This is a genomic window from Sinorhizobium medicae, from assembly GCF_007827695.1.
Taxonomy (GTDB): domain Bacteria; phylum Pseudomonadota; class Alphaproteobacteria; order Rhizobiales; family Rhizobiaceae; genus Sinorhizobium; species Sinorhizobium medicae.
In genome coordinates this window covers 287,605-311,723 of the sequence record NZ_VITA01000004.1, presented here as the reverse complement: position 1 = coordinate 311,723, position 24,119 = coordinate 287,605, and the positions used below count along the sequence as shown (strand labels likewise).

The 24,119-nt window shown below is 62.5% G+C and carries 18 protein-coding genes; 14 read left to right on the top strand and 4 right to left on the bottom strand.

Annotated features, from left to right (window positions below; genetic code table 11):
* Nucleotides 1-54: 54 nt before the first annotated feature.
* On the bottom strand, nucleotides 55-1,089 hold the full coding sequence (locus FB009_RS09155; RefSeq protein ID WP_012067387.1) for an aspartate-semialdehyde dehydrogenase: 1,035 nt from the start codon (nucleotides 1,087-1,089) through the stop codon (nucleotides 55-57).
* A gap of 577 nt (nucleotides 1,090-1,666) precedes the next feature.
* On the opposite strand from FB009_RS09155, the gene FB009_RS09145 reads away from it, so the two are divergent.
* Nucleotides 1,667-3,556, top strand: coding sequence for an MFS transporter (locus FB009_RS09145; protein WP_012067385.1), 1,890 nt, complete (start codon nucleotides 1,667-1,669; stop codon nucleotides 3,554-3,556).
* 56 nt (nucleotides 3,557-3,612) lie between these two features.
* Here the strand turns inward: FB009_RS09145 and FB009_RS09140 are convergent, their stop codons facing one another.
* Both FB009_RS09140 and leuB read right to left on the bottom strand, forming a co-directional pair.
* On the bottom strand, nucleotides 3,613-4,305 hold the full coding sequence (locus FB009_RS09140) for a phosphatase PAP2 family protein (RefSeq protein ID WP_012067384.1): 693 nt from the start codon (nucleotides 4,303-4,305) through the stop codon (nucleotides 3,613-3,615).
* A gap of 124 nt (nucleotides 4,306-4,429) precedes the next feature.
* A complete protein-coding gene (leuB, locus tag FB009_RS09135; RefSeq protein ID WP_012067383.1) occupies nucleotides 4,430-5,542 on the bottom strand; it encodes a 3-isopropylmalate dehydrogenase in 1,113 nt (370 codons plus the stop codon).
* A 307-nt stretch (nucleotides 5,543-5,849) separates the two neighbouring features.
* On the opposite strand from leuB, the gene FB009_RS09130 reads away from it, so the two are divergent.
* Nucleotides 5,850-7,913, top strand: coding sequence for a M3 family metallopeptidase (locus tag FB009_RS09130; protein ID WP_012067382.1), 2,064 nt, complete (start codon nucleotides 5,850-5,852; stop codon nucleotides 7,911-7,913).
* Between the two features lie 155 nt (nucleotides 7,914-8,068).
* On the opposite strand, the gene FB009_RS09125 is transcribed toward FB009_RS09130, so the two are convergent.
* Nucleotides 8,069-9,238 carry a dihydrodipicolinate synthase family protein gene (locus FB009_RS09125; protein WP_127580938.1) on the bottom strand — a complete coding sequence of 390 codons (1,170 nt, stop codon included), beginning with the start codon at nucleotides 9,236-9,238 and terminating at the stop codon, nucleotides 8,069-8,071.
* Nucleotides 9,239-9,540: 302 nt separating this feature from the next.
* Here FB009_RS09125 and FB009_RS09120 point away from each other — a divergent pair, with 302 nt between their 5' ends.
* The 12 genes from FB009_RS09120 to FB009_RS09065 all read left to right on the top strand — a co-directional run bounded on the left by FB009_RS09120 (nucleotide 9,541) and on the right by FB009_RS09065 (nucleotide 24,022).
* Entirely contained in the window at nucleotides 9,541-10,584 is a 1,044-nt protein-coding gene (locus FB009_RS09120) for a LacI family DNA-binding transcriptional regulator (RefSeq protein ID WP_012067380.1), read from the top strand.
* Nucleotides 10,581-11,582, top strand: a complete 1,002-nt coding sequence (locus FB009_RS09115) for a 1,5-anhydro-D-fructose reductase (protein ID WP_012067379.1) — start codon at nucleotides 10,581-10,583, stop codon at nucleotides 11,580-11,582. Before FB009_RS09120 ends, FB009_RS09115 begins: the two co-directional genes overlap by 4 nt.
* A 4-nt stretch (nucleotides 11,583-11,586) precedes the next feature.
* Complete coding sequence (locus FB009_RS09110; RefSeq protein ID WP_012067378.1) at nucleotides 11,587-13,206, top strand: acyl CoA:acetate/3-ketoacid CoA transferase; 1,620 nt, start codon at nucleotides 11,587-11,589, stop codon at nucleotides 13,204-13,206.
* Nucleotides 13,199-13,978, top strand: coding sequence for an enoyl-CoA hydratase/isomerase family protein (locus tag FB009_RS09105; protein ID WP_012067377.1), 780 nt, complete (start codon nucleotides 13,199-13,201; stop codon nucleotides 13,976-13,978). Before FB009_RS09110 ends, FB009_RS09105 begins: the two co-directional genes overlap by 8 nt.
* Entirely contained in the window at nucleotides 13,978-15,486 is a 1,509-nt protein-coding gene (locus FB009_RS09100; RefSeq protein WP_012067376.1) for an aldehyde dehydrogenase family protein, read from the top strand. The genes FB009_RS09105 and FB009_RS09100 overlap by 1 nt, the downstream gene beginning before the upstream one ends.
* A 141-nt stretch (nucleotides 15,487-15,627) precedes the next feature.
* Nucleotides 15,628-16,872, top strand: coding sequence for an ABC transporter substrate-binding protein (locus tag FB009_RS09095; RefSeq protein WP_012067375.1), 1,245 nt, complete (start codon nucleotides 15,628-15,630; stop codon nucleotides 16,870-16,872).
* A gap of 171 nt (nucleotides 16,873-17,043) precedes the next feature.
* Nucleotides 17,044-17,922 (top strand): carbohydrate ABC transporter permease, encoded by an 879-nt coding sequence (locus FB009_RS09090; protein WP_012067374.1) that lies wholly within the window; start codon nucleotides 17,044-17,046, stop codon nucleotides 17,920-17,922.
* A complete protein-coding gene (locus tag FB009_RS09085) occupies nucleotides 17,922-18,803 on the top strand; it encodes a carbohydrate ABC transporter permease (protein ID WP_012067373.1) in 882 nt (293 codons plus the stop codon). Before FB009_RS09090 ends, FB009_RS09085 begins: the two co-directional genes overlap by 1 nt.
* Before the next feature lie 4 nt (nucleotides 18,804-18,807).
* A complete protein-coding gene (locus FB009_RS09080) occupies nucleotides 18,808-19,920 on the top strand; it encodes an ABC transporter ATP-binding protein (protein WP_012067372.1) in 1,113 nt (370 codons plus the stop codon).
* Nucleotides 19,917-21,437 (top strand): GMC oxidoreductase, encoded by a 1,521-nt coding sequence (locus FB009_RS09075; protein WP_127580941.1) that lies wholly within the window; start codon nucleotides 19,917-19,919, stop codon nucleotides 21,435-21,437. Before FB009_RS09080 ends, FB009_RS09075 begins: the two co-directional genes overlap by 4 nt.
* The gene (locus tag FB009_RS09070) at nucleotides 21,434-22,207 is read left to right on the top strand and encodes a 3-ketoacyl-ACP reductase (protein ID WP_012067370.1); all 774 of its coding nucleotides are present in this window, start codon (nucleotides 21,434-21,436) and stop codon (nucleotides 22,205-22,207) included. The genes FB009_RS09075 and FB009_RS09070 overlap by 4 nt, the downstream gene beginning before the upstream one ends.
* Nucleotides 22,208-22,366: 159 nt before the next feature.
* Entirely contained in the window at nucleotides 22,367-24,022 is a 1,656-nt protein-coding gene (locus tag FB009_RS09065) for a GMC family oxidoreductase (RefSeq protein WP_012067369.1), read from the top strand.
* Nucleotides 24,023-24,119: the final 97 nt, after the last annotated feature.

Here is a 24,119-nt window from a genome sequence, read left to right as displayed (position 1 = left end):
CCTGTCGCCGTAGCGAGAAAGGCGGGGCTAAGAATCGAGGCCAGCCGAAGCCGGTCAAGCCGCCTGCTTGCGCGGCTTGATCAGGCCACGGTTCACCAGGAGCTCGGCGATCTGCACCGCGTTGAGCGCCGCGCCCTTGCGCAGGTTGTCGGAGACGATCCATATGTTCAGGCCGTTTTCGACGGTCGCATCCTCGCGGATGCGCGAGATATAGGTTGCGTCCTCGCCGGCGCATTCGTAAGGCGTCACATAGCCGCCGTTCTCATGCTTGTCGACGACGAGGCAACCCGGTGCTTCACGCAGGATCTCGCGCGCTTCATCGGCAGTGATCTCGTTCTCGAATTCGATATTGACCGATTCGGAATGGCCGATGAAGACCGGTACGCGCACGGCCGTGCAGGTCACCTTGATCTTCGGGTCGAGCATCTTCTTGGTCTCGGCCAGAACCTTCCATTCTTCCTTGGTATAGCCATCCTCCATGAAAACGTCGATGTGCGGGATGACGTTGAAGGCGATACGCTTGGTGAATTTCTTGCTCTCGATCGGATCGGCGACGAAGACGGCGCGCGTCTGATTGAAGAGCTCGTCCATGCCGTCCTTGCCGGCGCCGGAAACCGATTGATAGGTGGAAACGACGACGCGCTTGATCTTGGCGCGGTCGTGCAGCGGCTTCAGCGCGACGACGAGCTGTGCCGTCGAACAATTCGGATTGGCGATGATGTTCTTCTTGGAGAACATCGAGATTGCATCCGCGTTCACCTCCGGCACGATCAACGGAACCTCGGAGTCATAGCGCCAGGCCGAGGAATTATCGATAACGACGCAGCCCTCCCGACCGATCTTCGGCGAGTATTTCTGCGAGACGGCGCCGCCGGCCGACATCAGGCAGATATCAGTATCGGAAAAATCATAGGTGTCGAGATTCGTGACTCTCAGCGTCTTGTCGCCGTAAGAAACCTCGGTGCCGACCGAACGCGAGGAGGCGAGCGCCACCACTTCATCCGCCGGGAAACCGCGCTCGGAAAGAATGTTCAGCATCTCCCGGCCGACATTGCCGGTGGCGCCTGCGACAGCAATTTTGAAACCCATGATCTAAGCTCTCTTTCTGTCTCTCCTCATCGGGTGGAGGGTGAAACCGCGCGGTCCGACCGCGAAGTTCCTGTCCCCGGCCGTACCGGGGAGAGAGCGGAGGCCAGAGACGTCAGACGGTTTTCGTCGTCGTTTTGGCCGTGGTTTTGCTAGCGAGCGAGAAATGGCTGATCCGCCCGGCGATGCAGGCCGGCAGATGAAGCCCAGCGATGGACGGACCGATCGGTCGCATGACGGTTTCCTCGTTCGCCGCTGCTCTTACCGGCTTTTCGGGAAGAGTCAAGTCGCCGCGGGTCGTGGGCGGGCTTCGCCGGCACTTCGAATTTGCTTAACGCCTTCAGCGGTGCGCATCGCCGTCGCGTCCTCAAGCCGCCTCCATCAGGAGCGGCGGCACGACGACCGTCTTAGACGAAAGTCATAAGCCCAAAGCATCTCTGCCTCGCGCGCCTCTTTTCTGACATCTTGATACGAGGCGCACCATGCCCGGGCGTCAAAGGGGACCCCGACGTTCAGGGAGGAATGTCCGGACCGGGAGATGGGCGCTCCAATATATATTTTGGAGTGGAGGAATATCATAATGGCAAACGTCGTGACAGCGGGCGGCACAAAAGCCGGCCCGATGACCGGCGAGGAGAAGAAGGTCATCTTCGCCTCGTCGCTCGGTACCGTCTTCGAATGGTACGATTTCTATCTTTACGGCTCACTTGCCGTTTATATCGGTGCAACCTTCTTCAGCCAGTATCCGGAGACAACGCGCAACATCTTCGCGCTGCTCGCCTTCGCCGCCGGCTTCCTGGTCCGGCCGTTCGGCGCACTGGTTTTCGGCCGCCTGGGCGATCTCGTCGGGCGCAAATACACGTTCCTCGTCACGATCCTGATCATGGGTCTGTCGACATTCCTCGTCGGCGTTCTGCCCGGTGCGGCCTCGATCGGCATCGCTGCGCCGATCATCCTGATCGCGCTCCGACTCCTGCAGGGCCTCGCGCTTGGCGGTGAATACGGCGGTGCTGCAACCTATGTTGCAGAGCATGCGCCGCATGGCCGGCGCGGTTATTTCACGTCGTGGATTCAGACGACGGCGACGCTCGGTCTCTTCCTCTCGCTGGTCGTTATTCTTCTGGTCCAATATATGCTTGGCAAGGAAGCCTTCGCCGAGTGGGGCTGGCGCATACCGTTCCTCCTATCCTTCGTGCTTCTTGGCGTTTCCGTCTGGATCCGCCTGAAGATGAACGAATCGCCTGCCTTCAAGAAGATGAAGGAGGAAGGCAAGGGTTCGAAGGCCCCGCTGACGGAAGCATTCGGCCATTGGCGCAACGCCAAGATCGCCCTTCTGGCTCTCTTCGGCGCTGTCGTCGGCCAGGCCGTGGTCTGGTATTCCGGCCAATTCTACGCGCTGTTCTTCCTGCAGAGCATACTAAAGGTCGACGGCCAGTCGGCAAACCTGATGGTCGCCGCCTCGCTCCTGCTCGGCACGGGCTTTTTCGTCTTCTTCGGCTGGCTGTCGGACAAGATCGGCCGTAAGCCGATCATCATGGCGGGCCTTCTGCTTGCCATGCTGACCTACTTCCCGCTGTTCAAAGCGCTGACCTGGGCCGGCAATCCCGCACTTGCGGAAGCGCAGCAGAGCGTCCGCGCAACCGTTACCGCGGCTCCGGGCGACTGCAAGTTCCAGTTCAACCCGACCGGTACGGCGAAGTTCACCACGTCGTGCGATATAGCGACCGCGTTCCTGACCAGGAACTCCGTTCCCTACGACGTCGTGACCTCGGCGGCTGCAGGGACGCCGGCGACGGTGAAGATCGGCGAAACGACGATCACCAGCTATGACGCGATCGCGGCCGGCGACAAGGCAAAGGCCGAGGAAGCGGCCTTTGGCAAACAGATCAACATGGCACTGCAGTCCTCGGGCTATCCGCTGGTGCGCGGAGCCGCCAAGGTGCCGGAATCGAAGCTCGACGCTTTCGTCGCGGCTAATCCGGAGCTTGCACTCGACGCGGCTGCCGTACGCGCCGGCGAAAAGACCATGGTCCCGGCCGACAAGCTCGTTGCAGACAAGCTGCTCACGCAGGAAGAGGTCGGCAGCGCCACCGAAATGGCCGTCTATTCTATAGACAAGGGCGGCGCCTTCACCATGGTGGCCGACCCGGCTCGCGTCAACTGGACGGTGATCATCGCCGTGCTGACCGTGCTCGTCATCTATGTGACCATGGTCTACGGCCCAATCGCGGCACTGCTCGTCGAGCTCTTCCCGACACGCATCCGTTACACGGGCATGTCGCTGCCTTACCATATCGGCAATGGCTGGTTCGGTGGGCTGCTTCCGGCAACGGCCTTCGCGATGAGCGCGGCCAAGGGCGATATCTACTACGGCCTGTGGTATCCGATCGTATTTGCGGGCATCACGCTGGTCATCGGCCTTCTGTTCCTGCCCGAAACGAAGGACCGGGATATCCACACGATGGAGTGAGCCGCTTGGCTACTCCACATATCTCCTGACTCCGGCGCGGCTTCCGCGCCGGCTTTTTATTTGCTCTCGGGCGTCGCATGCCGCAGCACCGGCCAGCCGTATGGGCCCGGCTTGAAGACCCAGTCCTGCCGGGCGAAGACGAACGCCATCATCAGTGCGACCCAAAGCCCGAGCAGCAGGCCGGCGGCGACATCGCTCGGATAATGCGCTCCGACGACGACGCGCGAGATCCCTACGAGCAGGGCCAGCAGCAGAAAAAGGGGCCGAAGCTGCGGCATCACCATCGCGAAGGCGCCGAAGAAGGCCCCGGCGGCGGTGGAATGGCCGGACGGAAAGCTTTCGAAAACCGTGTTGCCGGTGAAGGGCGTAAGGCTGTACGGACCGTAATCGGCAAGCAGTTCGGGACGGGCGCGGCCGATCAGAAACTTCAAGCCGTGCACCAGCGCACTCGCCGTGCCGATCGTCAGCAGGAAGTATGCGGAGAGATTGCGTGCGGCGCGCGCCCTCTGCCTCAGGGTGTCGCGCGCCGAAGCTCGCCTGATCACGAAGGCGATCAGCAGCAGAGTGGCAGAGGTGTATATCATCCAGGCAAAAGTGCCGACATCGGTGATGGCGCGGTTGAAGCCGATGATCTCCTCCGGCAGAGCTTGCGCCCATCGCGAAAGGTGCGGATCGAAGGGCATGAAGGCGACGACGAGAACGATGGTCATCAGCCAGATCCAGGCGGTCAGTGAAAGTGGACGGTTCATTTTGCTCCTTTCCTTCGCCTTATGGATGTGAAGACGCGGCCGGTAAAATCAAGACCCCGCAAAACGCAAAGCACCCCCGGCAAAGCCGGAGGTGCCATTCATCCGGGCCTAACCGGGTCAGCCGTCAGGCCGAAAGGGTCTTGAACTCGGCGAGGATCGCCTCGCCCATCTCGGTGGTACCGACCTGGCGGCAGCCGTCCGCCATGATGTCGCCGGTGCGGATGCCCTGGTCGAGAACGTTGGCGATCGCCTTCTCCAGATTGTCGGCTTCCGTCACGAGGTTGAAGGAGTAGCGCAGGCACATGGCGAAGGAGGCGATCATGGCGATCGGGTTGGCGATGCCCTTGCCGGCGATGTCGGGTGCCGAGCCATGCACCGGTTCATAGAGCGCCTTGCGCTTGCCGGACTTGGCGTCGGGCGCTCCGAGAGAAGCGGATGGCAGCATGCCCAGCGAACCGGTCAGCATGGCGGCGACGTCGGACAGCATGTCGCCGAAGAGGTTGTCGGTGACGATCACGTCGAACTGCTTGGGCTGCCGCACGAGCTGCATCCCGCCCGCATCCGCCAGCATGTGCTCGAGCTGAACGTCGGAATATTTCGCCTTGTGCGTCTCGGTCACGACCTGGTTCCACAGGACGCCCGATTTCATCACATTGCGCTTTTCCATCGAGCAGACGCGGTTGTTGCGGGTGCGGGCAAGCTCGAAGGCGACGCCGGCGATGCGCTCGATCTCATAGGTGTCGTAGACCTGCGTATCGATGCCGCGTTTCTGACCGTTGCCGAGATCGACGATCTCCTTCGGCTCGCCGAAATAGACGCCGCCCGTCAGCTCGCGCACGATGAGGATATCGAGGCCTTCCACCAGTTCCGGCTTCAACGATGACGCATTGGCCAGCGCCGGATAGCAGATGGCCGGCCGCAGGTTGGCGAAAAGCTCGAGGTCCTTGCGCAGGCGCAGGAGGCCGGCTTCCGGCCGCACCTCATATGGCACCGCATCCCATTTCGGTCCGCCGACGGCGCCGAAAAGCACCGCGTCGGCGGCAAGCGCCTTCGCCATGTCCCCTTCGGAGATCGCAGCGCCGTGAGCGTCATAGGCGGAACCACCCACAAGCCCCTCATCCGTCACGAAGCCCGCGTCGCGCTCGGCATTCATGTAAGCGATGATTTTGCGGACTTCCGCCATGGCTTCCGGGCCGATGCCGTCGCCGGGCAGAAGGAAGAGATTGCGCACAGTCATGGATAGTCCTTCCAGCGGGAAAACTGCTGCAGCGACCTGCGTGCGTCCAACGGGACGCACGGTGCTGCAGGCGCCGTTCTTAGCGCAACTTCGTATCGAGGGAAATTGCGTTTGCGAAAGATTTGTGCGCGCCGCGCCTTCGAAGGTCTGCCCGTTTGCGCTTGACGGAATCGTGTTCCCGCGCTCGAATGACTGCGCTCAGCCGGAAATTCTGTCCGCGCAAGCTTGACGCTCCTGTTCCGAGCGACCACTTCAAGCGCCTGCCTTGCGGTTCTCCGCCGCTCGTCCGCCTTCGAAAGGAAACTTGATGAACGACATCGCTTCGCTCAACCCCGCCCTCGTGAACTGGACCGGACATGAGGGGCTGCCCCGGTTCGAGGCGGTAAGGGACGAGGATTTCGGACCTGCCTTCGATGCGGCGCTTGCCGCCCATGAGGCGGAGATCGACGCTATCGCCCGTAATGCGGAACCCCCAAGTTTCGGGAATACCGTCGTGGCGCTGGAAATCGCCGGGGATGAGCTGTCTCGCGTCTCCGCGCTCTTCTGGAGCAAGGCGGGAGCCCACACGAACGAAACGATCCAGGCACTGGAGCGCGAGATCGCGCCCAAGATGTCGCGTCATTATTCGAAAATCGGCACAAACCCAGCCCTCTTCAGCCGGATCGACGCGCTATGGGAGCGCCGGGAAGACCTCGGGCTCGATGTCGAGGCCATGCGCGTTCTGGAGCGGCACTGGAAGAGCTTCGTCAAGTCGGGTGCCAAGCTCGATAAGGCCGATCAGGACCGCCTCGCGGCAATCAACGAGAAGCTCGCCAGCCTCGGGGCGCGGTTTGGCCAGAATGTTCTCGCGGACGAGAAGGCCTGGGCGCTGCTGCTGTCGAGCGAAGAGGAACTGGCAGGGATTCCTGATTTTCTGCGTGATGCTATGGCGGCTGCGGCGCGCGAGCGCGGCGAGGAAGATAAGTATGCGGTCACGCTGTCTCGCTCGATTATCGAGCCTTTCCTGACTTTCTCCGAAATACGAGAGTTGCGTGAGCAGGCGTTCAGGGCATGGGCGGCGCGCGGCGAAAATGGCGGCGAAACCGACAATCGCGGCATCATCGGCGAAACGCTGTCTCTGCGGGCGGAGAAGGCCGAGCTGCTCGGCTACGAGAACTACGCGGCACTGAAGCTCGACAACACCATGGCGAAGACTCCCGACGCCGTGAACGGCCTGCTGATGCAGGTTTGGGAAAAGGCCGTGGCGCGTGCCCGGGAAGAGGAGGCGGACCTCGCCCGGCTGATCGCGGAAGAGGGCCGCAACCACGAGGTCATGCCCTGGGACTGGCGCCACTATGCGGAAAAACTCAGGGCGCAGAGGTTCAGCTTTTCGGAAAGCGAACTGAAACCTTATCTGCAGCTCGAGAAGATCATCGATGCCTGTTTCGCTATCGGCAAGCGCCTCTTCGGCCTCACCGCAGTCGAGAAGAAGGGCATTCCCGCCTATCACCCCGATGTGCGCGTCTACGAGATCCGCGACGCCTCCGGCAAGCTTACGGCGCTTTTCCTCGGCGATTACTTCGCGCGTCCCTCCAAGCGCTCCGGAGCCTGGATGAGCTCATTTCAGTCGCAGCACAGGCTGGCGCTCAAGAATGGCGAAACCGGCGAGATCCCGATCGTCTACAATGTCTGCAACTTCGCGAAGCCCGCAGAAGGCAAGCCGGCTCTGCTCTCGATCGATGACGCCCGCACGCTCTTCCACGAATTCGGTCATGCGCTGCACGGCATGCTTTCAAACGTCACCTATCCGTCCGTTTCGGGCACCGGTGTCGCACGTGATTTCGTCGAACTGCCGTCGCAGCTTTACGAACATTGGCTGACGGTGCCGGAGGTCCTGCGGACCTATGCGGTGCATTACCGGACCGGTGAACCCATGCCGCAGGCATTGCTCGACAAGGTGCTGGCGGCAAGGACGTTCAATTCAGGCTTCGCTACCGTCGAGTTCACCGCTTCGGCGCTCGTCGACATGGCCTATCACACGACGGAAGGGGTTGGCGATCCGATGGCGCTCGAGAAGGCGACGCTGGATAAGATCGGCCTGCCCAAATCGATCGTGATGCGCCACCGCAGCCCGCATTTCCTGCATGTCTTCTCCGGCGACGGTTACTCGGCCGGCTATTACTCCTACATGTGGTCGGAGGTGCTGGACGCCGACGCCTTTGCAGCCTTCGAGGAGACCGGCGATCCCTTCGACCCGGCGACGGCGGCGAGATTGAAGGACAACATCTATTCGGTCGGCGGCTCCGTCGATCCGGAAGACGCCTACAAGGCTTTCCGCGGCAAGCTGCCGAGCCCTGAAGCGATGCTGGGCAAGAGGGGGCTTGCGGCTTAGAAGGGACTCGCGCGACGCCCGTTCGCCCCGAGTATACGGCCGGTGTTTAGGGGCAAAGCGAGTGCCGCTTGTCCCTTCGCCCCGCTTGCGGGGAGAAGGTCGCGGCAGCGGGAGGGGCAAAGTTCACCCAGAAGAGGCCGCCGATCGGAGCAGATTCACGACTGCTCCACTCCCAGCACCCCAAGCAGATTGCGCATCCGCGCAACAGCCAGCTCCGGCTTGTCGAGCACATTGGCCTGATCTGCCAGGCGGAAAATATCGGCATAATGGAGCAATCCGCGAGCCGACTGAAGGCCGGCGGGCAGGGTGAAATGCCGTTGATGACCGTTCAGCCAGGCGAGGAAGACGACGCCGGCCTTGTAATATTGCGTCGGCGCCTCGAAGATCTTGCGCGACAGGGGTACTGTCGGTTCGATGACGCCGCGGAAGGTTGAGAGATCTCCGCTCGCGAGCGCCGCAAGCGCCTTCGACGCCGAAGGTGCGACCGCATCGAATATGCCGAGCAGCGCGTGACTGTATTTCGTGCCGTCTCCCTCGATCAGTTCCGCATAGTTGAAGTCGTCGCCGGTGAAGCAAAGCACGCCTTCGGGCAGCCGGTTGCGCAGGGCCAGTTCCTTGGCATTGTCGAGCAGTGAAATCTTGATGCCCTCAACCATGGCGCTGTTCTCGCCGATGATCGCCAGAACGGTTTCGAGCGCTTCCTCGAAGTTTTCCGAGCCCCAATATCCTCGAAGCTGCGGGTCGAACATGTCGCCCAGCCAGTGCAGGATCACCTTTTCTTTCGTCTGGGACAGGATGTGGCCGTAGACACGCCGGTAGTCGGCGGGGGAGCGCGCCACGCGGGCCAGAGCCCGGCTCGCCATCATGATCGCACGGCCGCCCTCGGCTTCGACGAAGCCGATTTGCTGCTCATAGGCGGCAATGACGTCTTCGATGGATCGCGCGTCCGCGGGCGCAAGATGGTCGGTGCCGGCGCCGCAGGCAAGATCGGCGCCCGGAACGCTGCGTGCTTCGGCGAGCGAGCGGCGTATCAGTTGCCGGGCCGCCGGCCATGTAAGGCCCATCCCGCGTTGCGCGGTGTCCATTGCTTCGGCAATCCTGAAGCCGAGGCCCCACAGATGATGCCGGAAGGCCATCGTCGCCTCCCAGTCGATCGCAGGATTGCCCCAGGGGTCTGCGTCGCGGAGCGGATCGGAAACGACATGCGCAGCCGCATAGGCGATACGGCTGAACGCCGGAACGGCGCCGGGACGGGCGATAGGCATTCCCTGGAGCCGGTATTCTTCGAGCGAGCCGTCCTGGCACGGAAGAAAAATGCTGGTCATTGGATTGAGATCCTCCTCTGCTTCGTCGTATCGGATAATTTAGATCGTTCCAAATTTCAAGACTGAATGTGACGGCCAGTTCATTGCTTGGAGTGGCAGGTCGACTTGCGCTGGGGCGATCCTTAAGGATTATAATCCAGCGGGGTTAGTTATTTCAGCGCCTTACACCAATGGCGGGGTTCTTTCGGGGCAGATCTCGCCGGCAAGACGCTGAGAAAAAAATGAAAGCAGGCCTCTTGACGAAATTGGAACGATCCAATTAATAAGGATGCGAGAGGCGCAAAGCCAGTTGGAGGATGTCCATGGGAAAGGAGCGGGTCACGGTTGTCGACATTGCGCGTGCCGCCGGCGTGTCGAAATCGACCGTGTCGCTCGTCCTGCAGGGAAGTCCGCTCGTCAATGAAGCGACGCGGGCAAAGGTCAATGCGGCGATCCGCGAGCTTGGCTATGTCTATAATCGCAGCGCCGCCAATCTGCGCCAGGCGAGATCGAAGATCATCGGCATCGTCGTCAACGATCTCACGAACAGTTTCTTTGCGGAGCTCGCGGTCGGCGTCGACGAGGTCGTGCAGTCCGCCGGCTTCGTGCAGTTTCTCGCCAATACCAGCGAGAAGCTGGAGCGCCAGCGTGAGGTCATCGCCTCTATGCGCGAGCACGGCGTGTCGGGCCTCATCATATCGCCGGCGCGCGGCACGGAAGTCGGCGATCTCGCACCGCTCGGCGCCGCCGGGATTCCGGTTGTACTCGTCGTGCGCGACATTCCCGGAGCCGATGTGTCGTCGCTGATATCAGACAATCACGCTGGCGCCGTTGCCGCCGTGCGGCATCTGGTCGAGCGCGGCCATCGCCGCGTGGCCTTCCTGGGCGGCTTTGCCGATACAGCGGTTTTCGAAGCGCGAATGCGCGGCTATCGCGATGCCTTGCAAGAGGCGGGTCTGGATACCTCCGAGACTCTGACCATCGGCTCGGCGCCGTCTCGCGCCGGCGGTGTCACGGCAATAGAGCAGGCGATGATGCTGAAGGAGCGGCCGACCGCGGCGCTCTGCTTCAACGATGCCGTCGCCTTCGGTGTCTGCGACGGCTTGCGCGCGCGTCGGCTGGAGCCCGGCGAAGACTTCGCGGTGATCGGTTTCGACGACGTGATCGAAGCGAAAACCGCGGTGCCGGCGCTGACCACGGTCTCTGTCGATCCGCAGGGCATGGGCGAGCGGGCGGCGGAGCTGCTTCTGAAACAGATCAATAGCGGCCGTGTCGAGCCGGAAGCGATCGTCAGCCCGGTACGGCTCGCCATCCGCCAGAGCTGCGGCGCAGCCGTCGGACGCAGGATGAAGGAGATTTCGTCATGATTCGCTGGGGATTGATCGGTGCGAGCACCATTGCGCGTGAATGGGTGATCGGCGCCATCCGCGCATCAGGTGGCGAGGTCGTGTCGGTGATGAGTTCGAGCGCGGAGCGGGGACGGGCTTACGCTGCGGAAAACAGCATTGGAAGATCCGTGACGAGCCTGGACGAGCTTGTCGGCGACCAGGACGTGGATGCCGTCTACATCTCGACCACAAATGAGCTTCACCACGGACAGGCGCTTGCGGCAATCCGCGCCGGCAAGCACGTGCTCTGCGAGAAGCCCTTGGCGATGAGCCTCAACGACGGCTGCGAAATGGTCCTCAAGGCCTGCGAGGCCGGTGTCGTGCTCGGCACGAACCATCACTTGCGCAATGCCGCCACGCATCGGGCGATGCGGGAGGCGATCGCGGCGGGCAAGATCGGCAGGCCGATCGCAGCGCGGGTATTCCATGCCGTCCATCTGCCGCCGCACCTGCAGGGGTGGCGGCTCGACAAGCCCGAGGCCGGAGGCGGTGTCATCCTCGACATTACGGTCCACGATGCCGATACGCTGCGCTTCGTGCTGGACGACGATCCGATCGAGGCCGTCGCGATCAGCCACAGTGCCGGAATGGGTAAGGAGGGGCTCGAGGACGGCGTCATGGGTGTGCTTCGTTTCCGTTCCGGCGTCATTGCCCAGTTCCACGACGCCTTCACCACGAAATATGCCGAGACGGGGCTTGAAGTGCATGGAACCGCAGGATCGCTTATCGGCCGCAATGTGATGACGCAGCGACCCGTCGGTACGGTCGTGCTCCGCAATGAGGAAGGCGAGAGCGAGCTGCCGCTCGACCATCGCAATCTCTACGAGACGGCGCTTTCCGCCTTCCATTCCGCGATCGAGGGTCAGGGCCGTCCGTCGGCCAGCGGCGAGGATGGGGTCTGGTCGCTCGCCACCGGTCTGGCGGTAGTCAAAGCGGCGGCGACTGGCGCGGCCGTCGAGATCGAAACGGGACTCTGACGCGATGACGACGGGCAAACACATCTCGCCTGCGCAAGCAGCCGGTCTGATCCCCGACGGGGCGATCGTTTCGGTTTCCTCCTCCAGCGGCCTTGGCTGCCCGGACCTGATGCTGAAGGCGATCGGCGAGCGTTTCGAGGCGACCGGGCACCCGCGTGACCTGACGACTCTGCATCCGATCGCCGCCGGCGACATGAGCGGCATCAAGGGCGTGGACCACATCGCCAGGAAGGGCCTGCTGAAGAAAATCATCGGCGGCTCCTATCCCTCCGGACCATCGAGCGCCGAGCCGCCCCTGATCTGGCAGATGATCGGCGCGAACGAGGTGGCGGCCTACAACATCCCATCGGGCATTCTCTTCGACATGCATCGTGAGGCGGCGGCGAAGCGTCCCGGCGTAATGACCAAGGTCGGGCTCGACACTTTCGTCGACCCTTCGCGCGAAGGCTGCGCCATGAACGCGTCCGCAGCATCCGAACCGGTCGTCCAGAAGATCGCCTTCGAGGGGGAGGATTGGCTTTATTTCAAGGCGATCGCGCCCCAGGTGGCGATCATCCGGGCCACGACGGCGGACGAACGCGGCAATCTCACCTATGAGCATGAGGGTGCCTATCTCGGCGGGCTCGATCAGGCCCTCGCAGCCCGCAACAATGGCGGCATCGTCATTGCCCAGGTGAAGCGACTAGCCAAGGAAGGCTCGCTGAAGCCTCATGACGTGCGCGTGCCGGGCGTATTGGTCGATTATGTCGTCGTCGATCCCGATCAGAAGCAGACGACGCAGACGCTTTACGACCCGGCCATTTCCGGCGAGATCTTTCGGCCGCTCGACAGTTTCCGACTGCCGGAATTCAATATTCAAAAGGTGATCGCGCGGCGTGTGGCGCAGGAACTCGAAGCAGGCAGTGCCGTCAATCTAGGCTTCGGCATTTCCGCCAACGTCCCGCGTATTCTCATCGAAGAAGGGCTGCACGGTGCCGTGACCTGGGTCATCGAACAGGGTGCCGTCGGCGGTGTGCCGCTCCTCGATTTCGCCTTCGGCTGCGCCTCGAATGCGGACGCCTTCATGCCATCGCCCTATCAGTTCACCTATTTCCAGGGGGCGGGCTTCGATGCATCTCTGCTCTCCTTCCTGGAGATCGACCGCACCGGCTCCGTCAATGTTTCGCAACTCAGCTTCCGCCCCCATGTGACGGCGGGAGCAGGCGGGTTCGTCGACATCACCGCGCGGGCGAAGAAGATCGTCTTCTCCGGCATGTTCAATGCCGGCGCCAAGCTCGCAGTTTCCGATGGCCGGCTCGTCATCCACAGGGAAGGCAAGCTCAAGAAGCTGGTAAATCAGGTCGAACACGTCACCTTCTCCGGCCGCCGGGCCGTCGAGCAGCGGCAGAAGATCACCTATGTGACCGAGCGTTGCGTGATGAAGCTGACGCCGGAGGGTGTCGTTCTCACTGAGATCGCCCCGGGCGTCGACCTCGAAACGCATATTCTCCGCCAGTCGGAATTTCCGTTGATGGTCTCCGACAAACTCAAGCTCATGGATTCGGCACTCTTCGGTGAAGCGCCTATCGGGCTGGCGCTGCCCATGAAAAGCCAGCGCCGGCTGGCGGGAGGTGTCGATGGCTGACGAACGAATCCGTCTCGATTTCGACGGTCCGATCGCGACCCTGACGGTTTCGCGGCCGGAAAAGCTCAATGCCTTCGACATCGACATGCTGAGAGCGCTCAGCGCAGCCTGCGATACCGTGGAGGCGAAACGCGACGTGCGCGTTATCATCCTTACCGGCGAGGGCAAGGCCTTTTCCGCCGGTGGCGACATCAAGGCCTGGGGCGGCATGGAGCCAGCCTCCTTCGGCCATGACTGGGTTCGGTTCGGTCACCGTGTTTTCGAGCGGCTCGCCACGCTGCGCATGCCGGTCGTCGCTGCGCTCAACGGCCACGCGCTCGGCGGCGGTCTGGAACTGGCGGCGGCGGCGGATATTCGCCTGGCCGAAAAACATGTGAAGATCGGCCTGCCGGAGACGAGCCTCGGCATGGTTCCCGGCTGGTCCGGTACGCAACGCCTGGTGGCCCGGTTCGGCGCGCAGATCGTCCGCCGCATGGTGCTTGGCGGCGAGATGTTCACGGCGGCACAAGCCGAGGCCGAAGGGCTGGTCGACGCCGTCGTCGAGACCGGCACGGTCATGCACGCAGCGCTTGATTATGGCAGGCGGATCGCCAGCCGCGGCCCCGCGGCACTGGAAATATCGAAACTGATGATCGCCTCGGCAAGCGGCGAGGACAAGGGCGCGGCGGTGGAAGCGCTGGGTTCGATTCTCGTCGCCAAGACCGGCGATCTCAAGGAAGGCGTGGCGGCTTTCAGTGAAAAGCGCGAAGCATGCTTCAAGGGAGAATGGTGATGACGGTACTCGTAAGGCCGAAGGCGCTCGGCGAATACAAGGTCCGTGAATTCCGAATGCTGATCGACGGCCAGTGGGTCGATAGCGCCGAGGGCCGGACGATCGAGCGCGTGGCACCCGGGCACGGCGTCGTCGTCAGCCGCTATCAGGCCGCTACGAAGGTCGATGCCGAGCGGGCGATCGCCGCGGCGCGGCGCGCCTTCGACCAGGGCCCATGGCCGCGCATGACCGCCGCGGAGAGATCGCTGATCCTGCTCAAGGTCGCCGACATGGTCGCGGCGCGCGCGGATGAACTCGCCTTTCTCGACGCGGTCGAATCCGGCAAGCCGATCAGCCAGGCAAAAGGCGAACTGGCCGGTGCCGCCGACATCTGGCGCTATGCTGCGGCACTTGCCCGCGATCTCTCCGGCGAAAGCTACAACACGCTCGGGGAGGGGACGCTCGGCGTGGTGCTGCGCGAGCCGATCGGTGTCGTTTCAATCATCACGCCCTGGAATTTCCCTTTCCTGATCGTAAGCCAGAAGCTCCCCTTTGCACTCGCCGCCGGCTGCACGACCGTGGTGAAACCGTCGGAGCTCACCTCCGCCTCGACGCTGGTGCTCGGCGAGATCCTGGAAGCTGCAGGCGTGCCCGCAGGCGCCGTGAACATCATCGTCGGCACGGGACCGGAGGCCGGCGCCCCGCTCACGACGCACCCGCATGTCGACATGGTCTCCTTCACGGGCTCCACCGGCATTGGCAGGCTGACCATGGCGAATGCGGCGCAGACCCTGAAAAAAGTCTCGCTGGAACTCGGCGGCAAGAACCCGCAGATCGTCTTTCCGGACGCCAATCTGGATGAATTCATCGATGCGGCCGTCTTTGGTGCCTATTTCAATGCCGGCGAATGCTGCAATGCCGGCTCACGGCTGATCCTTCACCGCGACATTGCCGAGGAGGTGACGGCGCGCATCGCCGGCCTTTCGGCAAAGGTGAAGGTGGGCGATCCGCTCGATCCTGAAACGCAGGTCGGCGCGATCATCACCCCGCAGCATCTTCAGAAGATCGCCGGCTATGTCTCGTCGGCGTCGAACGAAGGTGCGAGGGTGACCCATGGTGGCATGGAGCTCGATCTCGGCATGGGGCAGTTCATGGCTCCGACCATCCTCTCTGCGGTCAGACCCGAAATGGCAGTGGCGCGGGAGGAAGTCTTCGGCCCGGTTCTCTCTGTGCTGACTTTCGAAACGACGGAGGAGGCGATCCGCATCGCCAATTCGATCGACTACGGACTTTCGGCCGGTGTCTGGAGCCGTGATTTCGACACCTGCCTTACGATCGGGCGGCGCGTGCGCGCCGGGACCATCTGGATGAATACTTTCATGGACGGCGCATCGGAGCTGCCCTTCGGCGGCTACCGGCAATCGGGGCTCGGCCGCGAACTCGGACGCCATGCGGTCGAGGATTATACGGAAACGAAGACGCTCAACATGCATATCGGCCAGAGGACCAACTGGTGGATGCCGCGCTGAGACAGCGAGGCGAATGATGAAGAGCGGACTGCTTTTGGAAAGATCTCGGTCATGATTTCATGTCGTTCCGACCTGAAATCATCATGATCCAGGAAGGGCGGAGGAGGTTCCGCCTCAGTAACTTGCAAACGGGAGGATACGATGCGCAAGTTCATGACGACGACTGCTGTTGCAGCATTGATGCTGGCGGCTACGGCCGCGCGCGCTGCCGAGAATGTGGAAGTATTGCACTGGTGGACGTCAGGCGGCGAAGCCGCGGCCCTCGACGTCCTTAAGAAGGATCTGGAGAGCAAAGGCATCAGCTGGACCGACATGCCGGTCGCCGGCGGCGGCGGCACCGAAGCCATGACGGTGCTTCGTGCCCGTGTCACAGCGGGCAATGCACCGACGGCCGTGCAGATGCTCGGCTTCGACATTCTCGATTGGGCAAAAGAAGGCGCACTCGGCAATCTGGACGAGGTCGCCGCCAAAGAAGGCTGGGACAAGGTCATCCCCGCCGCCCTGCAGCAGTTCTCGAAATTCGACGGCCACTGGATTGCCGCGCCGGTGAACGTCCACTCGACGAACTGGGTCTGGATCAACAAGGCCGCGCTCGACAAGGCCGGCGCCAAGGAGCCGACGACCTGGGAAGAGTTGATCGCACTGCTCGACAAGTTCAAGGAGCAGGGCATCACCCCGATCGCTCATGGCGGGCAGCCCTGGCAGGATGCCACGATCTTCGACGCTGTGGTTCTTTCGCTCGGCACCGACTTCTACAAGCAGGCCTTCATCGACCTCGATCCGGCAGCGCTCGGAGGCGACAAGATGAAGGAAGCTTTTAACCGGATGACGAAGCTGCGCTCCTATGTGGACGACAACTTCTCCGGCCGCGACTGGAACCTCGCCTCGGCGATGGTCATCGAGAACAAGGCCGGCCTTCAGTTCATGGGGGACTGGGCGAAGGGCGAATTCCTGAAGGCGAACAAGGTGCCCGGCACCGATTTCGTCTGCATGCGCTACCCGGGGACTCAAGGCTCCGTAACCTTCAACTCCGACCAGTTCGCAATGTTCAAGGTTTCCGAGGACAAGGTCCCGGCGCAGCTGCAGATGGCCACGGCGATCGAGAGCCCGGCCTTCCAGTCGGCGTTCAATGTCGTCAAGGGGTCTGTTCCCGCCCGCACCGACGTTCCCGATACCGATTTCGACGCCTGCGGCAAGAAGGGCATCAAGGACCTCGCGGAAGCCAATACCAACGGCACGCTCTTTGGATCCATGGCGCATGGTCATGCCAATCCGGCGTCTGTCAAAAATGCGATCTACGACGTGGTCACGCGCCAGTTCAACGGCGAACTCAGCTCGGAGGAGGCAGTCACGGAACTCGTCGCTGCTGTCGAAGGCGCGAAGTAAGGCGTGCGGCCCCTCTGCTCGGGTTCTACCCGAGGACTGACCCTCTCCCCGCCCGCGGGGGAGAGGGGACGAAGGTGGTGCGGCATCTCCCTTCTCCCCGCCTGCGGGGAGAAGGTGCCGGCAGGCGGATGAGGGGCAGCCCTCCACAAGCGAAACATAGGTGGTAAAAATATGGACAGCCGCAGCCGGCTGCAGGAGCTTTTGCCCAAGCTCGTGCTCGCCCCAAGCTTTCTCATAGTCCTGGTGTTCGTCTACGGCTTCATAGCCTATACGGGCTTCCTGTCGGTGACGGACAGCAAGATGCTGCCGTCCTACAATTTCGTGGGTTTAAGCAACTACAGCCGGCTTTGGGCCTTGCCGCATTGGTGGCGTGCCGTCAGCAATCTTGCGATATTCGCGACGCTCTACATCGCCATCTGCTCGGTATTGGGTCTGGCGCTCGCGATCCTGCTCGACCAGAAGATCCGGGCCGAAGGTTTTCTGAGGCCGGTTTATCTTTACCCCATGGCGCTGTCCTTCATCGTCACCGGCACGGCGTGGAAATGGTTCCTCGATCCCGGCATCGGACTTGAAAACACGATGCACCTCTGGGGCTGGGAAAGTTTCTCCTTCAACTGGATCAAGGACCGCAATTACGCGATCTATTGCGTCGTGATCGCCGCCGTCTGGCAGTCCACCGGCTTCATAATGGCTATGTTCCTCGCGGGGCTGCGCGGCGTCGACAACGAGATCATCAAGGCCGCACAGATCGACGGAGCGACGACGCCGACGATCTACCGGCGGATCATCATCCCGCTTATGCGACCGGTCTTTCTTTCCGCTTTCGTCGTTCTCGCCCATCTCGCCATCAAGGCCTACGACCTGATTATTGCGCTCACCGGCGGCGGGCCTGGGCAGGCGACCGAACTCCCGGCGACCTTCATGTATTCCTACACCTTCACCCGCAACCAGATGGCGATCGGCGCCTCGTCGGCGATCATCATGCTGGTGATGATCTTCTCGATCATCGTCCCCTATCTCTATTCCGAAATCCGGGGAGGAAAAGGCTGATGGGCGCTCCCAGTCCCGAGAACGTCATCTCGCACAACCGCCTGACGCGGGCGCTGATCTATTCGGCGCTGATCCTTTTCGCACTCTATTCGTTGCTGCCGCTTTACGTGATGGTGGTGAATTCCCTGAAGCCCCTCGAAGAGATCCGTCAGGGCGGCATGTTGAACCTGCCCCGGACCTGGACCATCGAACCGTGGCTCTCCGCGTGGTCGACGGCGCAGATCGGCGTTGAGCCGACGGGCCTTCGCCCCTTCTTCATCAACTCGATCCTGATGGTCGTTCCGGCCGTGGCGATCTCAACGATAATCGGCGCGCTTAACGGCTATGTACTGACCAAGTGGCGGTTCCCCGGCGCCAACATCGTCTTCGGCATGCTGCTTCTTTCCTGCTTCATCCCGTTCCAGATCGTCCTGATCCCGATGGCGCGGATTCTCGGTATCCTCGGTATCGCCGGTTCGATCTGGGGTCTGATCCTCGTCCATGTGGTCTACGGCATCGGCTTCACGACGCTCTATTTCCGCAACTACTATGAGGCCTTTCCAACCGAGCTCGTGCGGGCGGCGCAGATCGATGGTGCGAGCTTCTTCCAGATTTTCCGGCGGATCCTGCTGCCGTCTTCGGGGCCGATCATCGTCGTCTCGGTCATCTGGCAGTTCACCAATATCTGGAACGATTTCCTGTTCGGCGCCTCGTTCTCCGGTCCTTATTCGACGCCCATGACGGTGGCGCTCAACAACCTCGTGAGCTCGTCGACAGGCGTCAAGGAATACAACGTCCATTTCGCCGGTGCGATCCTCGCCGCTCTGCCAACGCTCATCGTCTACATCGTATCCGGCCGCTACTTCGTCCGCGGGCTGATGTCCGGCGCCGTGAAAGGATAAGCCCATGTCATTCCTGAAGATCACCAATCTACGCAAATCCTACGGCGCTCTCGAAATCCTCAAGGACATCAATCTGGAGATAGACGAAGGCGGTTTTCTGGTACTCGTCGGCCCTTCCGGCTGCGGCAAGTCCACGCTTTTGAACACGATCGCCGGACTGGAGCCGATCACCTCGGGTGATATCGCCATCAACGGCCGCTCGGTTGCGGGGCTGCATCCGTCGAAGCGCGATATCGCCATGGTGTTCCAGTCCTATGCGCTCTATCCGAATATGACGGTCGCCGGCAACATCGCCTTCGGCATGGAGATCCGCGGCGTGCCGAAGGAAGAGCGCGAGAAGGCGATCCGCCAGGTCGCAGACATGCTGCAGATCGGTCATCTGCTCGAGCGCAAGCCGAGCCAGCTTTCCGGCGGCCAGCGCCAACGCGTCGCCATGGGCCGGGCGCTGGTGCGCGAGCCGCAGGTATTCCTGTTCGACGAGCCGCTTTCGAACCTCGACGCCAAGCTGCGCGTCGATATGCGCACCGAGATCAAGCGGCTGCATCACCGCATGAAGACGACGATCGTCTATGTCACGCACGACCAGATCGAGGCGATGACGCTTGCGACCAAGATCGCCGTGCTGAAGGACGGCGTGCTGCAGCAGTTCGGGACCCCGGCGGAGATATACAATGATCCGGCGAACATGTTCGTCGCCGATTTTATGGGCTCGCCTGCGATGAACCTCGTCAAGGCGCGGATCGAGGCGGCGGACTCGCAGGTCGCGGTGACCCTCGCCAGGCCGAATGCCGAACCCTTGAAACTCGCCGTGCCGCATAATGGTGCGCTTTCGGCCTATGCCGGCAGAGAGGTGATCTTCGGCATTCGTCCGGAAGCCCTGACGGATCCGGACGGCGCCGACCGCAATGCCAAATTCGTAGCCGAAGGCGAATGCCTGATCGAGGTGGTGGAGCCAGCCGGATCGGACACCTTCGCCGTCACGCGGCTCGGCGGCAAGGAAATCATTGCGCGCCTCAGGGCCGATGCCCGCATCGCGCCCGGCCAGACCGCGCGGCTCGCCTTCAATCTCGACAAAGCGGTGTTCTTCGACACCGAAAGCGAGAAGCGGATCGCATGAGCCAGAGCATGAAGAGCCAACCGGACATCGTCATCATCGGTTCGGGCGTCGGCGGCGCGACGGTTGCTGCCGGGCTCGCCGCCTCCGGCGCCGAGATCCTCATTCTCGAAGCCGGCCACCACATCGAGGACCTGCCGGTAAATCGCGACCAGCGGGCGATCTTCCAGCGCGGCCACTTCCGACCGAAGGAAACTTGGTATGAAGAGGGTGGTCCCGGCTTCAATCCCGGGAATTACTACAATGTCGGAGGCAATTCGAAATTCTACGGGGCGGTGCTCACCCGCTACCGTCGTGAGGATTTCGAGGAGATGCAGCATCTGGACGGTGTTTCGCCCGCCTGGCCGTTTCCCTATGAGGAGCTCGAACCGTGGTATTCGAAGGCGGAAGAGCTCTATCAGGTGCGGGGCCGGCTCGGCGAAGATCCGACCGAGCCCGTTCATTCGCGCGATTACCCTCATGGTCCGGTGCCGGACGAACCGGCGATCGCCAAGGTCCGCAAGCGCCTGGCGGAGGTTGGGATGCACCCCTATTCGCTGCCGCTCGGGGTGGATATCGACCGATGGCTCGCCAAAGGCAAGACGCCCTGGGACGCGCATCCGAACGCCTTCGACGGAAAGATGGATGCCGAGACGGCAGCTCTGGCGACAGCACTCGAGCATCCGAACGTGCACCTCCAGACCGGCTCTCGGGTGACGCGGCTTGCAACCGCGCCGGACGGCAAGGCAATCGAGACTGTTCACTACGTCAAGGATGGGACGGAGCACCGCATCTCGCCGAAGCTCGTGGTTCTCTCGGCAGGCGCGGTTCAGTCGGCAGTCCTGCTTCTGCGCTCGGCGGACGACCGCAATGCGTCGGGGCTTGCCAACGGTTCCGATCAGGTCGGCCGCAATTTCATGAACCACAATTCGAGCGCCGTCATTGCTCTCAGCCCCTGGTACCGCAACGATTCGGTTTATCAGAAGACCTTCGGTCTCAATGATTTCTATCTATCCGACGGGCAGGGCGGGCCGCCGCTCGGCAATATTCAGCTCCTCGGCCGCATCTCCGGCGCGATCCTGAAGGCGAACATGCCCGGCTTGCCGGAATGGCTCCTGAACCAGGTATCGGCGCGCGGCATCGACTTCTACGCCATGAGCGAGGATCTGCCTTCGTCGGAAAGCCGCGTGATGGTCGATGGGGAGCGTGTCGTGCTGAAATGGGTACGCACGAATTGGCAGGCGCATCTCGACCTCGTCGCCAAGCTGAAGGCGGTGCTCAAAAAAGCCTGTTTCCCGATCGTGGTCGCGCGAGCCTTCGACAAGCGGACGCCGTCGCATCAATGCGGCACGGTGCGTATCGGCATCGATCCCGCACAGGCGCCGCTCGACGTCTATTGCCGCGCCTTCGATCATCCGAACCTCTTCGTCGTAGATGCCAGCTGCCTGCCGACCTCGGCCGCCGTCAATCCGGCGCTGACGGTCGCGGCCCAGGCGCTGCGCGTTGCGGACCATATCGTGAAACAGGACCTGCGATCATGACCGAGAAGGCACGCCCCGTCGCGATCGTCACCGGCGGCCGCCGAGGCATCGGGCTCGGCATTGCCCGGGCGCTCGCGGTGAGCGGCTTCGACATCGCCATCACCGGCATCGGCGATGCGGAGGGTGTCGCTCCCGTAATCGCCGAACTTGGCATGCTCGGCGCCCGGGTGATCTTCCAGCGCGCCGACCTAGCCGACCTTTCGGGCCATCAGGCGACCTTAGATGCGGTTGTCGCCGAATTCGGCCGGATCGACTGCCTCGTCAACAATGCCGGGATCGCTCCCGTCGTTCGCGGCGATTTTCTCGATCTGAAGCCGGAGAACTTCGACACGATCATCGGCGTCAATCTGCGCGGCACGGTGTTTTTCACGCAGGTCGTGCTGAAGGCCATGCTGGCGGGCGAGGCTCAATCGCCGCGTTCGATCGTCAACATCACCTCGGTTTCCGCCGCGATGACATCGCCCGAACGGCTCGACTACTGCATGAGCAAGGCGGGGCTCGCCTCCTTCAGCCAGGGCTTGGCGCTGAGGCTCGCCGAGACAGGCATCGCCGTCTTCGAGGTCCGCCCCGGCATCATCCGCTCCGACATGACGGCTGGCGTTTCCAGCAAATATGACGGGCTGATTGCGGACGGGCTGGTGCCTATGCGGCGCTGGGGGGAGCCCGGCGACATCGGGGATATCGTCGCGGGCCTCGCCAGCGGAAAATTCGGCTTCGCCACCGGCTCGGTCATCCAGGCTGATGGGGGTTTATCGATCGGTCGGCTGTGAAACTGCCCTCTCCGGTTGTGAGATTTTCCCCTCTCCTCGGGTTCAACCCGAGAATTAGCCTTCTCCCCGGTCGCGGGTAGAGGGGACGTGGCTGACGCGCGGGAAAGGGCGGCAGCCGGTTGGGGGCGACACGCGGCACTTGACTTGAGGACGATGCGAATGAGCTATGACTATATCATTACCGGCGGAGGTCCTGCGGGCTGCGTTCTCGCAAACCGCCTGAGCGAGGACCCGGCCGTCAAGGTGCTGCTTCTCGAGGCAGGCGGTGGCGATTGGAACCCGCTTTTCCACATGCCGGCCGGTTTCGCCAAGATGACGAAGGGAGTCGCAAGCTGGGGCTGGCACACAGTGCCGCAGAAGCACATGAAGGGCAGGGTGCTGCGCTATACGCAGGCCAAGGTGATCGGCGGCGGTTCCTCGATCAATGCGCAGCTTTATACGCGCGGCAACGCGGCGGATTACGACCTCTGGGCTGGCGAGGATGGCTGCACCGGCTGGGATTATCGCAGCGTGCTGCCCTATTTCAAGCGCGCGGAAGACAACCAGCGTTTCGCCGACGATTATCACGCCTATGGCGGGCCGCTCGGCGTCTCCATGCCGGTTTCGACGCTGCCGATCTGCGACGCCTATATCCGCGCGGGGCAGGAGCTCGGCATTCCCTACAATCACGATTTCAACGGCAAGCAGCAGGCGGGTGTCGGCTTTTATCAACTGACCCAGCGTGATCGCCGCCGTTCCTCCGCTTCGCTGGCCTACCTTTCTCCGGTCAGGGACCGGAAAAACCTCATTGTGCGCACCGGCGCTCGCGTAGCCCGCATCGTCCTCGAAGGAAAACGCGCGGTCGGTGTAGAGGTGGTAACGGGGAAAGGCAGCGAAATCATCCGTGCGAACCGGGAAGTGCTGGTCACCTCCGGCGCGATCGGCTCGCCCAAGCTGCTCCTTCAGTCCGGCATCGGCCCGGCCGATCATCTGCGCTCCGTCGGCGTCGAGGTGCGGCACGATCTCCCCGGCGTTGGCGGGAACCTCCAGGATCACCTCGATCTCTTCGTCATTGCCGAATGCACCGGCGATCACACCTATGACGGCGTCGCCCGGCTGCACCGCACTTTCTGGGCCGGCCTGCAATATGTGCTCTTCCGCTCCGGCCCGGTGGCCTCGTCGCTCTTCGAGACCGGCGGCTTCTGGTATGCCGATCCGAATGCCCGCTCGCCGGACATCCAGTTTCATCTCGGTCTCGGTTCGGGCATCGAGGCCGGCGTCGCCCGGCTCAAGAACGCCGGCGTCACGCTCAACTCCGCCTATCTGCATCCGCGTTCGCGCGGCACCGTGCGGCTCTCCTCCGCCGATCCGGCGGCCGCACCGCTGATCGACCCGAACTATTGGGAGGACCCGCACGATCGCAAAATGTCGCTGGAAGGCCTGAAAATCGCGCGCGAGATCATGCAGCAGGCGGCATTGAAGCCCTTTGTCTTGGCTGAACGCTTGCCGGGAGACGAAATCCGGACCGAGGAACAGCTCTTCGACTATGGCTGTGCCAATGCCAAGACCGACCACCACCCTGTCGGGACCTGCAGGATGGGCACCGATGCTTCGGCGGTCGTCGATCTGGAGCTCAAAGTTCGCGGCATCGACGGACTGCGTGTCTGCGACAGTTCGGTCATGCCGCGGGTACCTTCCTGCAATACCAATGGCCCGACGATTATGATGGGCGAGAAGGGGGCCGACATTATCCGCAGCCTGCCGCCGCTGCCGCCTGCCGTCTTCCAGCACGAGCGCAACGATATGCGGCCGCGGGCGCGGACGGAGGTTCGGTGAGGGGCAATCTGGCACCGCAACAGTCTGACGCCTCGAAAGATCATTGCGACGGAAGCGTTCAGCCTGCATGGTGGCGCTTCGTCTCCCCAACACGAAA

Excerpts from the sequence above, each read along its gene's own strand:
- FB009_RS09155 (WP_012067387.1), bottom strand. The coding sequence starts at position 1,089 with ATGGGTTTCAAAATTGCTGTCGCAGGCGCCACCGGCAATGTCGGCCGG.
- FB009_RS09145 (WP_012067385.1), top strand. The coding sequence starts at position 1,667 with ATGGCAAACGTCGTGACAGCGGGCGGCACAAAAGCCGGCCCGATGACC.
- FB009_RS09140 (WP_012067384.1), bottom strand. The coding sequence starts at position 4,305 with ATGAACCGTCCACTTTCACTGACCGCCTGGATCTGGCTGATGACCATC.
- leuB (WP_012067383.1), bottom strand. The coding sequence starts at position 5,542 with ATGACTGTGCGCAATCTCTTCCTTCTGCCCGGCGACGGCATCGGCCCG.
- FB009_RS09130 (WP_012067382.1), top strand. The coding sequence starts at position 5,850 with ATGAACGACATCGCTTCGCTCAACCCCGCCCTCGTGAACTGGACCGGA.
- FB009_RS09125 (WP_127580938.1), bottom strand. The coding sequence starts at position 9,238 with ATGACCAGCATTTTTCTTCCGTGCCAGGACGGCTCGCTCGAAGAATAC.
- FB009_RS09120 (WP_012067380.1), top strand. The coding sequence starts at position 9,541 with ATGGGAAAGGAGCGGGTCACGGTTGTCGACATTGCGCGTGCCGCCGGC.
- FB009_RS09115 (WP_012067379.1), top strand. The coding sequence starts at position 10,581 with ATGATTCGCTGGGGATTGATCGGTGCGAGCACCATTGCGCGTGAATGG.
- FB009_RS09110 (WP_012067378.1), top strand. The coding sequence starts at position 11,587 with ATGACGACGGGCAAACACATCTCGCCTGCGCAAGCAGCCGGTCTGATC.
- FB009_RS09105 (WP_012067377.1), top strand. The coding sequence starts at position 13,199 with ATGGCTGACGAACGAATCCGTCTCGATTTCGACGGTCCGATCGCGACC.
- FB009_RS09100 (WP_012067376.1), top strand. The coding sequence starts at position 13,978 with ATGACGGTACTCGTAAGGCCGAAGGCGCTCGGCGAATACAAGGTCCGT.
- FB009_RS09095 (WP_012067375.1), top strand. The coding sequence starts at position 15,628 with ATGCGCAAGTTCATGACGACGACTGCTGTTGCAGCATTGATGCTGGCG.
- FB009_RS09090 (WP_012067374.1), top strand. The coding sequence starts at position 17,044 with ATGGACAGCCGCAGCCGGCTGCAGGAGCTTTTGCCCAAGCTCGTGCTC.
- FB009_RS09085 (WP_012067373.1), top strand. The coding sequence starts at position 17,922 with ATGGGCGCTCCCAGTCCCGAGAACGTCATCTCGCACAACCGCCTGACG.
- FB009_RS09080 (WP_012067372.1), top strand. The coding sequence starts at position 18,808 with ATGTCATTCCTGAAGATCACCAATCTACGCAAATCCTACGGCGCTCTC.
- FB009_RS09075 (WP_127580941.1), top strand. The coding sequence starts at position 19,917 with ATGAGCCAGAGCATGAAGAGCCAACCGGACATCGTCATCATCGGTTCG.
- FB009_RS09070 (WP_012067370.1), top strand. The coding sequence starts at position 21,434 with ATGACCGAGAAGGCACGCCCCGTCGCGATCGTCACCGGCGGCCGCCGA.
- FB009_RS09065 (WP_012067369.1), top strand. The coding sequence starts at position 22,367 with ATGAGCTATGACTATATCATTACCGGCGGAGGTCCTGCGGGCTGCGTT.